At 72.9% G+C, this 12615-nt stretch carries 11 protein-coding genes; 6 read left to right on the top strand and 5 right to left on the bottom strand.

Annotated elements, in window-relative coordinates; all coding sequences use genetic code 11:
- The first annotated feature begins 4 nt into the window (after positions 1–4).
- The 6 genes from ndk (at position 5) to proB (ending at position 8023) form a co-directional block, all read left to right on the top strand.
- Complete coding sequence (gene ndk / locus AMO33_RS13480) at positions 5–424, top strand: nucleoside-diphosphate kinase (RefSeq protein ID WP_060592824.1); 420 nt, start codon at positions 5–7, stop codon at positions 422–424.
- Between the two features lie 506 nt (positions 425–930).
- Positions 931–4368 carry a translation initiation factor IF-2 N-terminal domain-containing protein gene (locus AMO33_RS13475; RefSeq protein WP_060592823.1) on the top strand — a complete coding sequence of 1146 codons (3438 nt, stop codon included), beginning with the start codon at positions 931–933 and terminating at the stop codon, positions 4366–4368.
- 281 nt (positions 4369–4649) lie between these two features.
- Entirely contained in the window at positions 4650–4961 is a 312-nt protein-coding gene (gene rplU, locus AMO33_RS13470) for a 50S ribosomal protein L21 (RefSeq protein ID WP_011207883.1), read from the top strand.
- A gap of 22 nt (positions 4962–4983) precedes the next feature.
- Positions 4984–5250, top strand: a complete 267-nt coding sequence (gene rpmA, locus AMO33_RS13465; RefSeq protein WP_060592822.1) for a 50S ribosomal protein L27 — start codon at positions 4984–4986, stop codon at positions 5248–5250.
- Positions 5251–5388: 138 nt separating this feature from the next.
- Positions 5389–6846, top strand: coding sequence for a GTPase ObgE (obgE, locus tag AMO33_RS13460; protein WP_011207885.1), 1458 nt, complete (start codon positions 5389–5391; stop codon positions 6844–6846).
- A 76-nt stretch (positions 6847–6922) separates the two neighbouring features.
- Positions 6923–8023 (top strand): glutamate 5-kinase, encoded by a 1101-nt coding sequence (proB, locus tag AMO33_RS13455; protein WP_060593477.1) that lies wholly within the window; start codon positions 6923–6925, stop codon positions 8021–8023.
- A gap of 17 nt (positions 8024–8040) precedes the next feature.
- Here the strand turns inward: proB and AMO33_RS13450 are convergent, their stop codons facing one another.
- From AMO33_RS13450 to AMO33_RS13430, 5 genes are all read right to left on the bottom strand, one after another.
- Positions 8041–9135: a serine hydrolase domain-containing protein gene (locus AMO33_RS13450; protein WP_060592821.1), complete on the bottom strand. Its 1095-nt coding sequence runs from the start codon at positions 9133–9135 to the stop codon at positions 8041–8043.
- 55 nt (positions 9136–9190) lie between these two features.
- Positions 9191–9937, bottom strand: coding sequence for a TioE family transcriptional regulator (locus AMO33_RS13445; protein ID WP_060593476.1), 747 nt, complete (start codon positions 9935–9937; stop codon positions 9191–9193).
- Positions 9938–10009: 72 nt separating this feature from the next.
- Positions 10010–11419 (bottom strand): hypothetical protein, encoded by a 1410-nt coding sequence (locus tag AMO33_RS13440; protein WP_060592820.1) that lies wholly within the window; start codon positions 11417–11419, stop codon positions 10010–10012.
- Positions 11416–11790, bottom strand: a complete 375-nt coding sequence (locus AMO33_RS13435; protein ID WP_011207890.1) for a hypothetical protein — start codon at positions 11788–11790, stop codon at positions 11416–11418. Before AMO33_RS13435 ends, AMO33_RS13440 begins: the two co-directional genes overlap by 4 nt.
- Before the next feature lie 107 nt (positions 11791–11897).
- Positions 11898–12608 (bottom strand): ESX secretion-associated protein EspG, encoded by a 711-nt coding sequence (locus AMO33_RS13430; RefSeq protein WP_060592819.1) that lies wholly within the window; start codon positions 12606–12608, stop codon positions 11898–11900.
- Positions 12609–12615 lie beyond the last annotated feature (7 nt).

Here is a 12615-nt window from a genome sequence, read left to right as displayed (position 1 = left end):
CGCCGTGACTGAGCAGACGTTGGTACTCATCAAGCCGGACGGCGTGTCGCGCGGCCTGGTCGGCGAGGTGCTGGCCCGGATCGAGCGCAAGGGCCTGAAGATCGCCGCCCTGGAGCTCAAGCAGGTGTCGGACGAGCTGGCGCGCGAGCATTACGCCGAGCACGCCGACAAGCCGTTCTTCGGCTCCTTGATCGAGTTCATCACCTCCGGCCCGGTCGTGGCGGCGGTGCTCGAGGGCCCGCGCGCGATCGCCGCCTTCCGTCAGCTCGCCGGCGGCACCGACCCGGTGGAGAAGGCCGCTCCCGGCAGCATCCGCGGCGACTTCGGCCTCGAGACCCAGTACAACCTGGTCCACGGCTCCGATTCGCCCGAGTCGGCCAAGCGTGAGATCGGTCTCTGGTTCCCGGAGTTCCCGGCCGCGTAGGGCCCGCATCGTCCGGTGGTGGCGGCGGGGATTTCCCCGCCGCCACCGTCGTCTCCGCGGCACGCCGGGGCACCCGGCAACTCCTGGGCATACGCTCACCTGTGCGCCGATGGCGAGTTACCGGCGCGGTGTATGGGATACTGGCAGTGGTCCTCGTCGACACCGACTGTTCGCGCTGGTACGCGAAACGTGGGTGACGACGGTGACCGGATGACACCGCGGTTCGATGCCGATCATCGCTGCCACGGATGCTCACGCCCGGTTGCTGAGGGCGTGGGGGTTCGCGTCGGCACGCTGGATGAGCGCTCGTGCCGTGGAGTTCAGCCAACAGCCAGGCGCCGCGTGACCAGTTAGCCCGAACGACGAAGAACCAGGTGACAACCGGGCACGCGGGGCGAGACCACAGGACCTCGCGTCGACGACGTGAGGTGTTACAGACAGCGCCCCCGCGCCGGCCGCGTCACAGTCAACGGACTGGAACGCGCCCGGGGGCCCGAGGAGACTTCGTGGCCGATCAAGAGCCGCTGGAAACAACATCACAGGATGCCGATCAATTGCCGGAGCGAATCCGAGTTCACGCACTTGCCAAGCGGCTGGGAGTGACCAGCAAACGCATCCTCGCCAAACTCAGCGAGTTGGGCTCCGAGGCGCGCAGTGCGCAATCCAACGTCGATCGGGCGGTCGCCGAGACCGTGCGTGACGCCCTCGCCGCGGGCGACGCCGAGCCCGCGACCGCCACCGCGGCGCCCGCCCCGCCCCCGCAACCCGAACCCGAGCCGGAACCGGCCGCCCCCGCGCAACCGGGGCTGCTGTTCTCCGCACCCGATCCCCTGCAGACCAGCGCCCCCGCGCCGGCGGACCAGCCCGCCACCGCGCAGTTGTTCACCCATCCCGTCCGCGCCGAGGCGCCTGCCGAACCGGTGGTCTTCCAGCCGCCCGCCGAGGTGGCCGCACCGCTGTTCCTGCCGCCGGACGCCTCCGCCGCCGAGCAGCTGCGCCGCAAGCGCCGCGCCGAACGCGACGCCCGCAAGGCCGAGGCCGCGCCCGAGGACGAGGCCGACACCGCGACCACCGAGCCCGAGGCCGCCGAGGCCGACGAGCAGGACCGTGGCGAGCAGGACCGTGGCGAGCAGGGCGCCGACGCCGATCAGGGTGAGGGCGACGGCCAGCCGCGCAGGCGCAGGCGTGGTCGTCGTGGCCGCGGTCGTGGCCGCGGCGAGCAGCAGAACGACACCGACACCGACACCGACGGCGAGGACACCGACCACGCCGACTCGGACACCGAGGAGCGCGAGTCCGAGTCCGCGCAGGCCGAGGAATCCGCCGAGACCACCGACGCCGCCGCGACCGCGGACGCCGGCGAGGGCGAGGACACCGAGGAGTCCGAGGAGAACGGCGGACCCGAGGGTTCCACCCGCAGGCGGCGCCGTCGCCGCCGCCGCAAGGTCGGCGGGGACGGCGACGAGGCCCAGCCCGCCGACGACGATCCGCCGAACACCGTCGTGCACGAGCGCGAGCCGCGCAACAAGGCCCGCGGGCGCGCGAGCGTCGACGAGGTGCAGGGCATCACCGGCTCCACCCGGCTCGAGGCCAAGCGCCAGCGCCGCCGCGACGGCCGCGAGGCGGGCAGGCGGCGGCCGCCGATCCTGACCGAGTCGGAGTTCCTGGCCCGCCGCGAAGCGGTGGACCGGGTGATGGTGGTGCGCGAGAAGAACTTCCCGGACCACCCGAACATCACGCAGGTCGCGGTGCTCGAGGACAACATCCTCGTCGAGCACTTCGTCACCGACACCGGGCAGCCGTCCATGGTCGGCAACGTCTATCTCGGCAAGGTGCAGAACGTGCTGCCGAGCATGGAGGCGGCGTTCGTCGACATCGGTCGCGGCCGCAACGGCGTGCTGTACGCGGGCGAGGTGAACTGGGAGGCCGCCGGTCTCGGCGGCAAGGAACGCAAGATCGAGCAGGCGCTCAAGCCCGGCGATCAGGTGCTGGTACAGGTGTCCAAGGACCCGGTCGGGCACAAGGGCGCCCGGCTCACCACCCAGATCAGCCTGGCGGGCCGCTTCCTGGTGTACGTGCCGGGCGGCACCTCCACCGGGATCAGCCGCAAGCTGCCCGACACCGAGCGCAAGCGGCTCAAGGAGATCCTGCGCGAGATCGTCCCGCCCGACGCGGGCGTGATCATCCGCACCGCCTCCGAAGGCGTGAGCGAGGCCGAGCTGGCCCGCGACGTGGAGCGGTTGCAGAGCACCTGGCGCAGCATCCAGGAACAGGCCGACAAGGACGGCGGCGCGCCCAAGACCCTCTACGAGGAGCCCGACCTGCTGGTCAAGGTCATCCGCGACCTGTTCAACGAGGACTTCTCCCAGCTGGTCATCGAGGGCGAGCGGGCATGGACGACGGTGCAGAACTACATCCGCACCGTGGCCCCCGACCTGCTGGCGCGGGTCTCGCGGCACGAGAACAACGGCGTGGACGTCTTCGAGACCTACCGCATCGACGAGCAGCTGGCCAAGGCGCTCGACCGCAAGGTGTGGCTGCCCTCGGGCGGCACCCTGGTGATCGACCGCACCGAGGCGATGACCGTCATCGACGTCAACACCGGCAAGTTCACCGGCTCCGGTGGCAGCAATCTCGAGGAGACGGTCACCAGGAACAACCTGGAGGCGGCCGAGGAGATCGTGCGCCAGATGCGGCTGCGCGACATCGGCGGCATGATCGTCGTCGACTTCATCGACATGGTGCTCGAGTCCAACCGCGACCTGGTGCTGCGCAGGCTCACCGAGGCGCTCGGGCGCGACCGCACCCGCCACCAGGTCTCCGAGGTGACCTCGCTCGGCCTGGTGCAGATGACCCGGAAGAAGCTGGGCACCGGCCTGGTCGAGGCCTTCTCCACCACCTGTGAGCACTGCCACGGCCGCGGCATCATCGTGCACAACTACCCGGTGGAACCCGGCCAGGCCGAGGAGTCCGGCGGCCGCCGCGAGAGCGGTTCGCGCCGGCGCCGCGGGCGGGACAAGGGCGCCGCCGCGCCCGCCGCCAACGGCGCCGCGCCCACCGAGACCGTGGAGGACGCGGCCGTCAAGCGCGCCCATCCGGTCGCGCTGGCGATGGCCGCGCACCAGTCCGGCGGCGGCGAGCACGACGAGCCGGAGGCGCACCCCGAGTCCGTGGGCGCCGCCGAGGAGTCGGTGGCCGATCAGGTCGCCGATGTGGCGGCCGGGCCGGACACCGACGCCGTCGCCCAGGACGAGGGCATCGAGACCGTGGAGGTGCGGCCCTCGCGGTCGCGGCGCCGGGCCGGTCGAGCCCAGCGCGAGGCCGCCCGGCGGGAGGCGGCCGCCCAGCAGGCCGCGGACCGGCCGGACACCGCGCAGCCGGAGGATGCCGCCGAGCGGGCAGCCGCCGACGAGGAACGGGACGAGGCAGGCACCGCCACGCCGGAGGCGCTGGAGGAGCAGGCCGAGGCCGTGCTGGCCCTGCCCACCGACGCGGGTGCGGTCGCGGTGACCGAGTCCGGCGCCGAGCCGGGAGTCGCCGAGCAGGTCCCGGTCACCGAGGAGGTCGCGGCCGCGGAGTCGGCGGTGGCCGAACTCGCCGGACAGGTCGAGCCGGGCCAGGTCGCCGACGAGGCGTCGGAGCCGGCCGCCGCCACACCCGCGCCGTCCGCCGAGTCGCAGTCGTCCGCCGACGTGCCCGCGTCCTCCGCCGAGGCCAACGGTGTCGCGCCGGAGCGGCCCGCGCGCCGCCGCCGGGTCGCGCGGTCGGCTGCCGCGCCCGCCGCGGACAGCAGCGCCGCGGTGTTCGTGGTGTCGGGCACCGAGCAGCCCGCCGCACCGGTGTTCGACGCCGACGAACCCGCACCGGTGGTGCTGCCGCGCGAGCGGCCCCGCCGCCGGGCAGTGGGACGTCCCGCCGGGCCGCCCGCGGACGAAGCGAACTGAGCCGAGCCGGGGGAGCGGCGCGCACCGGCGCCGCTCCCGGCCGGGCGCCGGGGACCGAATTGGGTCGCACGGAACCCTTCTGGTAGCCTTGACCGGTCGCTGCCTGGCGATGCGCATCATGCTGACGCGCCCGAGATGCTTCCCGACAGAATTCCGGGACGGTATGAGCGGGAAGCAGGAGCAAGCGCCCCCGTGCAGCAACCAGCCAAGACACGTCGCGTCACGACCTGTGACGTGCACGAAGCACGATTAGACATACATCGAGTGGAGGAAGCCGACCGATGGCAACGTACGCGATCGTCAAGACCGGCGGAAAGCAGTACAAGGTCGCGGTCGGTGACCTGGTGAAGGTCGAGAAGATCGAGGGCGAGCCGGGTGCCGCCGTCGAGCTGTCGCCCGTCCTCGTGGTGGACGGCGCCGAACTGACCACCGAGGCGGAGGCTCTGGCCAAGCGCTCGGTGACCGCGGAGCTGGTCGAGCAGACCAAGGGCCCCAAGATCCGCATCCACAAGTTCAAGAACAAGACCGGCTACCACAAGCGCCAGGGTCACCGTCAGCCGCTGACGGTCCTGAAGGTCACCGGCATCAAGTAAGACATCCCGAGGAGACACAGCTATGGCACACAAGAAGGGCGCGTCCAGCTCCCGGAACGGACGCGACTCCAACGCCCAGCGACTCGGCGTCAAGCGCTTCGGCGGTCAGACCGTCAAGGCCGGCGAGATCCTGGTGCGCCAGCGTGGCACCCACTTCCACCCCGGCGTGAACGTCGGGCGCGGTGGCGACGACACCCTGTTCGCCCTCGCGGCGGGCGCGGTGCAGTTCGGCACCAAGCGTGGCCGCAAGACGGTCAACATCGTCGCCCCGGAGCCGGTTCAGGCCTGACCGCCGAGCCGATCCGGACTCGAGCCGAGCGGGTCAGGGTGCCACACCCTGACCCGCTTTTCGTGTTCTCGTCCCGGTGAATCCCGCCGCACCGAGCGGCGCCGTCACCGACCAGCCCAGAAGGAGGATGATTCGACCATGTCGAAGTTCATCGACCGTGTCGTGCTGCATGTGCGCGCCGGGAAGGGCGGTCACGGCTGCGCGTCGGTGCACCGCGAGAAGTTCAAGCCGCTCGGCGGCCCCGACGGCGGCAACGGCGGCAACGGCGGCGACGTCGTCCTCGAGGTCGACCCGAACGTGCACACCCTGCTCGACTTCCACTTCCACCCGCACGCCAAAGCGGGCAACGGCAAGCCGGGCGAGGGCGGCAACCGCGACGGCAAGATGGGCAGCGACCTGCTGCTGAAGGTGCCCGACGGCACCGTCGTGCTGGACCGCGACGGCGAGGTCCTGGTGGACCTGGTCGGCGCGGGCAACCGCTTCGTCGCCGCACGCGGCGGTCGCGGTGGTCTCGGCAACGCGGCGCTGGCCTCGAAGGCGCGCAAGGCCCCCGGCTTCGCCCTGCTGGGCGAGGACGGCGAGGAACGCGACCTCGTGCTCGAGCTCAAGTCCGTCGCCGACGTCGGGCTGGTCGGGTTCCCCTCCGCGGGCAAGTCCTCGCTCGTGTCGGTGCTCTCGGCGGCCAAGCCCAAGATCGCGGACTACCCGTTCACCACCCTGGTGCCCAACCTGGGCGTGGTGGCCAGCGGTGACACCACCTTCACCATCGCCGACGTGCCCGGCCTCATCCCCGGCGCGAGCCAGGGCCGCGGCCTCGGCCTGGACTTCCTGCGGCATCTCGAGCGCTGCGCCGTGCTCGCGCACGTGGTCGACTGCGCCACCCTGGAACCGGGCCGTGACCCGATCTCCGATGTCGACGCGCTCGAGGCCGAACTGGCCGCCTACAAGCCCGCCCTGGCCGCCGACGCCGGGCTCGGCGATCTGGCCGACCGCCCGCGCGTGGTGATCCTCAACAAGACCGACGTGCCCGACGCCGCCGAGCTGGCCGAGATGGTGACCCCGGAGTTCACCGCGCGCGGCTGGCCGGTGTTCCAGATCTCGGCGGTCTCGCGGGCCGGCCTGCGGCCGTTGACCTTCGCGCTGGCCGATCTCGTGCGCGAATACCGCGAGGCGCATCCGAAGGCCGCGCCCAAGCGTCCGGTCATCCGTCCGATCGCGGTGGACGAGTCCGGGTTCACCGTGCATCCCGACCCCGACGAGCCCGGCGGGTTCATCGTGCGCGGCGCCCGCCCCGAGCGCTGGGTGCGCCAGACCCAGTTCGACAACGACGAGGCCGTCGGCTACCTGGCCGACCGGCTGGCCCGCCTCGGTGTCGAGGAGGAACTGGTGCGGCTGGGCGCCGAGCCGGGTGCGCCGGTGACCATCGGCGATGTCACCTTCGACTGGGAGCCGCAGATCAGCGCGGGTGTCGACATGGTGCGCACCGGCCGCGGCACCGACGTGCGGCTCGAGCAGAGCGACCGGGTCAGCGCCGCCGAACGCAAGCACGCTTCCCGGGTCCGCCGCGGCCTGGTGGAGGACGACGAACAGCGGTGAGCGCCGCCGCGGCGGCGCACGGGTGTGGGGTAGGAGTTCTGTTGTGACGCAGGTGAATTCGCTCGGGGCGTCGGAGTTGAGCGCGGCCAGGCAGGCGATCGCGTCGGCGCGCAGCGTGGTCGTCAAGATCGGCTCGTCGGCGCTGACCAGTCTCGAAGGCGGATTGGACACCACCCGGCTGGACCGGCTCGCCGACGCCGTGGAGGCGCGCATGCGGGCCGGATCGGATGTCGTGGTGGTCTCCTCCGGCGCGATCGGCGCCGGGCTCGCCCCGCTCGGGTTGTCCCGCCGGCCACGAGATCTGGCGACCAAGCAGGCCGCCGCCAGCGTCGGGCAGCTCGCCCTCGCACACGCCTGGGGCACCTCCTTCGCCCGCTACGGTCGCACCGTCGGCCAGGTGCTGCTGTCGGCCGACGACTTCTCCCGCCGCGAGCACCACCGCAACGCCCAGCGCACGCTGGACCGGTTGCGCTCGCTCGGCGCGGTCGCGGTCGTCAACGAGAACGACACGGTGGCCACCGAGGAGATCCGGTTCGGCGACAACGACCGGCTGGCCGCACTGGTCGCCCACCTGGTCGGCGCCGACGCGTTGATCCTGCTCTCCGACGTCGAGGGCCTCTACGACGGCGACCCCCGCAAGGGCGCGGCCACCTTCATCCCCGAGGTGCGCAGCAGTGCCGACCTCGATGGCGTGATCGCGGGCAGCGGCGGCGTGCTCGGCACCGGCGGTATGGCCTCCAAGCTCTCGGCCGCGCGACTGGCCGCCGACGCGGGCGTCCCGGTGCTGCTGGCCGCCGCCGAACAGGCCGCGACCGCGCTGGGCAGCGGCACCGTCGGCACCGCGTTCGCCGCCCGCCCGGTGCGGTTGTCGGCGCGCAAGTTCTGGGTGCGGCACGCCGCCGACAGCCGCGGCGCGCTCGTCCTCGACGACGGCGCGGTGCAGGCGGTCGCGCAGCGGCGCCGGTCCCTGCTCGCCGCCGGGATCACCGCCGTGCGCGGGCGCTTCCACGGCGGCGACGTGGTGGATCTGCTCGCCGCCGACCAGCGGCTGGTCGCGCGCGGTGTGGTCGAATACGACAGCACCGAGTTGTCCACCATGCTCGGCCGGTCCACCGCCGAACTGCCCGACACCATGCAGCGGCCGGTGATCCACGCCGACGACCTGGTCAAGGTCTGACCCGACCGGCCCGCGGGTCACGGGCACAGGGCGTGTTCGAGCAGTGCCTTGCTGTCCGGCGGTGTCCGCGGCGCCTGGGTGAACGTGATGGTCGCGGCACGGTCGGGAGTGGCACCGGACATCGTGTGATAGCCGGGGATGCCGCCACTGTGCCCGACGTAGCGGACGCCGCACGACAGTTCTGTCGCGCCGACACCCAGCCCGTAGCCGCGCCCCTCGTCCTCGCTCGCCCCGTCCTGCGGAGTGGTCATCTCGACCAGCTGCGGTGCGGGGACGAGACGCCCGTCCACCAGAGCCCGCCAGAAGGTGTTGAGGTCGCGGCCGGTGGAGACCAGCGCTCCGGCCGCCCAGGGAATCGACGGTTCGATCCGGGAGACGTCGATCACCCCGTCGGGGGTGTCGAGGTAGCCGTGCGGGTGCTCGCCGCGGATCTCGCGTTCACCGGGCGCGGGCAGGTAGGTGTCGGTCAGGCCGAGCGGGGCGATGATCCGGTCGCGCAGCTCGTCGGCGTAGGAGCGCCCGGTCACGCGCTCGATCAGCAGGCCGAGGACGATGTAGTTGGTGTTGGTGTAGGCGTACCGGGTGCCCGGCGAGAACTGCGCCGGGTGCGCCAGCGCGGTCGACACCGCCTCGGCCGGGGCCAGCGTCCGGTTCTCGGCGGCGGCGATCAGCTCGTCGGCGCCGGGTCGTCCGGCGAACTCGGGGAGCCCGCTGCGGTGCTGGAGGAGCTGTCGCACGGTGATCACCCGCCCGTCCACACCGTCGCCGGTGAGCAGGCCGGGGAGGTAGGTATCGACGGCGGCATCCAGGGCGACCTTCCCCTCCGCGACCAGCTGCATCACGATCGCGGCGGTGAAGGTCTTGGTGACACTGCCGATGCGGACCCGGCCGTGCTCGGGCATCGCGGCCCCCGTCGACCGGTCGGCGACACCACTGGTGATCACCAGCGATGTCGTCCGGTCGTCGACGGTGGCGACCGCGCCCGCCACACCCGCGGCGGTCACCGCGTCGAGGTCGCGCTGTAGCGCGGACGCCCGCTGTACCGTCGAGCAACCCACCAGCAGCAACGTGCTCCCGACGCAGAGCCCGACCAGCATCCTTCGAGTTCGCATGGGTCGAAGCTATTGGCCGCCAAGCGGTTCCGGCCATCGGGAACGTCCCGGATCTTCACCCTGAGCCGACGGTCGCGGTATCGGTGCCCGGATCCGACCGCAGCCGTAGGTATTCCCCGACCTTCGCGGCCGCGTCCAGCATCGCCGTGCCCTGGGCGAGCAGCCTGCCGTGCCACTGCGCCAGCGCGTCGGCGAGCTCGTCGGTGCCGCCCGCGGTGCGGACCTGAGCGACGACGAGGGCGATCCGCTCGAGCGGATAGCCGCCGCGGCGCAGCAGGTGGGCCAGCCGGGCATCCCGCACGTCGGAAGGACCGTAGCGCCGGAAGCCGGTGCCGCGCTCGCGGTCCGGGGACAGGATGCCCGCCTCCTCCCAGTTGCGCAGCGTCGCCGGGGTCACCCGTAGGAGATGGGCGAGCTCACCGATGGTGCGCGCGGCGGCGCCGGGTTCCGGCCGTGGTGGTTCCGCCCCGGTGTCGGTCAGATGCTCGACGGCGTGGCGGACGCTGTCGAGCGTGCGCCGGTCCTCGACCAGCCGCACATGGCCCTCGTCGATGAGCCGCAGGGCGCGGTCGAGATCACCGGCGTTGAGCGCGTTCATGATCCGCCCGGCCGTCGCGTGACCGTAGCCGGTGACGAGCGCCAGGAAGGCGCTCAACGCGGCGCCGTGGACTTCGGTGAACATCCGGTACCCCGACGGTGTGCGCGCCGCGGCCGGGAGGAACCCCTCGGCCTCGTAGTTGCGCACGGCCTGCGTGGACAGCCCGTGCCGCCGGGCGAGATCGGCGGGGCGCAGGTACTTCACCCCGTCGAGGCTAATGGCGGCGGAATCCACGGGTCGCCGGGGACCGATTCGCCGCCGGGGTGTCACCGCCGGTCAGGTGCGGGTGGGAATGACGCCGGGTTGGTCGGTGCCCGACTGGTGGGCGGCGCCCTGCTCGCCCTCGGGAATCGGACCGGTGACGCCGGGCTGCCCACCGGGGTCGGGCAGCGGGGCCCGCGGATCCGGCGCCGGCGGCGGGACCTCCTGCGGTGGGGACGGTTCGGGTGCTGGTGCTGGTGCTGGTGCGGGGTCGGGTGCTGGTGTGGGCCCCGGTGCGGGTGCCGGTTCGGGTGCTGGTGTGGGCTCCGGTTCGGGTGCCGGTGTGGGCTCCTGCGGTGGTGCCGGTTCGGGCGCGGGTGCCGGTTCGGGCGCTGGTGCGGGCTCCGGCGCGGGCGCGGGTTCGGGCTCCGGCGCGTGTTCCGGCGCCGGTTCGGGTGCAGGTGGTGTCTCTGGTGCCGGCGGCGGCGAGGGGACCTCGGCTCGGGGTGGCACGGGGGTCTCGGTCGACGGTGGCGCATCCGGCGTCGAGGGCGCGGGCTCCGGCGCCGGGCCGGGTGATTCGGGGGCGGGGTCCGGCGTCGGAGCCTCGGTGGCCGGCGGGCTCGGGTCCGGCGGGACGGGCGGTGCGGGATCGGCGCTCGGCGGTGCGGGCGCCTCCGGCGTCGGGGTTGCGCCGTCGGGCGCGGGCACTTCCTCGGTGGGCGACGGGGCGGGCGTGCCGGACTCGGGCGACGGGGTGCCGGTTCCGTCCGGCGCGGGGGCCGGCGAACCCGCCTCCGGCGATGCCGTCTCGGGGGGAATCGATCCCTCCGGCACGAGCGGCGGTTCCGCACCGTCGGGCTCCGGTGCCGCCCCGGGCGACGAGTAGTCTCCCCCGGGCGTCGAACCGGGTTGCGGCAGTGCGTCTCCCGCGTCGGGCACGGTCATCGTCCCCGGCGGATCGGGCAGTGCGGGCACCCCCGTGCCCGCGGCGGAATAGGCGGGCTTGTAGACCATGTTCATCGCGAGCACGGCCTCTTGCCGCAGGGCCTCCTGCATCATCTGGGCATCGATGACCTTGGCCGCCTCGAGCAGTCGCGCGATCGCGCCGACCGGCCCGGAGTCGCCGGGCGGCACCACGGCCAGCTTCACCGTCTCGGCCGCCGCCGCGACGGCGCCGAGCCGGGCGCCCACCTCGCCCATCACCGCGCTCAGCTCCTCCACCGAGGCGGCGAAACTGCGGGTGCTGGCATAGGCGGCCTCGGCGGCGGCGCCTTCCCATTCCATCGAGTTCATCACCCGGTCGGCCGCCGCGCGGGTCAACGGCATGGCCGAGGCCAGGGTGGCCGCCGCCTCGAGCCAGACACCCGAGGCGCGCAGGATCTCGCCGGCGTCGATCTCCCGGGTCTTGGCGTGGATCTCCTCGTGCGACATCGACTCGAAATGTTCCATCGAGCTGATGTAGGTCGGGTCGGTGCCGCTCATCGGGGCAACCTCGTCTCCACCGCGCGCAGGGCCGCGGCGTGGGCGGCGTCGGCCTCCTCGTAGAGCCCCGCGCTGATCAGGTAGGCCTCCTTCATCCGGTAGGCCGCTTCGATGTAGTGGTCCAGCAGGGCAGCGGCGTCGCGCGCCTTGTGCCCGAACCCGGCCTGCAACTGCCGCGCCGACTCGAACCCACCGAAACCCTGCACGTGCGCGACGGATTCGAGCCGCTCCCGCAGGTGCAGCAGCCGATCCGCCTGCTGTTCGTACAGTTGCGCGCAGCGCCGGGCCGCCTCCGGATCGAACCGGACGGTGCCGGTACGCGCCTGCTCCGTGAACCGCGCGATATCGGCCCGGCTCGTCTCGATCGTCATGCGCACCCCCTGAGATCGTCGCCTCCGACCGGAACGCCCACCGGCCGGATCCGGTTCAGCCTAACCGGTGCCGCCGACAGCGTCTCCCGCTCGCCGCGGCCGGTCCGTCAACCGGCCTGCGCCGGAACCCGTTTCTGCAGCTGGGCGGCCAACTGCTCGGCCGAGGCCGGTACCACCCGCACGGTGTCGTCCGCCTTGACCAGGTAGCGGCCGTCGTCGGCCACGTCGAACCAGGTGTAGTGGATCGGCGCGGGCGGTTGGGGGCGGTCGAGTCGCGGCTCGATGCGGATGTGCCCCTCGCCCGTGTGCGGAGCCAGCAGCAGCCGGCGGATGCGGGCGACCGCCGGCGCCGGGCGCACCGCCTCGGTGTCGTAGACCTCGACGGTCGGTGCGGCCCGCGCGGGCTCGCGGCCCGGCGGCGCCTTCGGCAGCAGACTCGCGATGCGCGCCCCCAACTTTCCGGCGTGCCCGATCGACACCCGGACCGACCCGGCCGCACCCGGCGTGGCGGGCGGATCCTGCCGCACCAACACCGCGCGATCGAACACCGTGCAACCGAGCAACCGCAGTTCCTCGCCCTGGTGCGCACCGGTGCCGACGGCCACCACCCGCGTGTGCGGGTGGGCCAGAATCCGAAGGCAGGCGGTCAGATCCGGGTCCGCGCCCGGCGGGAAGCGCTCGGCGATCCGGCCGCGCAACACCTCGGCCTCCTGCTCGGTGCGCGGCGACTCGAGCAACCGCAGCGGATAGGGCGGCCGGTCGACATCGGTCTCACGCCACACATGGACGAACTCGTCCGGCGTGAAAATCCAGTGCACCGGGACG

Origin of the sequence: Nocardia farcinica, assembly GCF_001182745.1 — a bacterium.
In the GTDB taxonomy this organism is placed as follows: Bacteria; Actinomycetota; Actinomycetes; order Mycobacteriales; family Mycobacteriaceae; genus Nocardia; species Nocardia farcinica.
The sequence above is the reverse complement of the archived record's forward strand: the minus strand, read 5'-3'. Positions and strand labels throughout refer to the sequence as shown.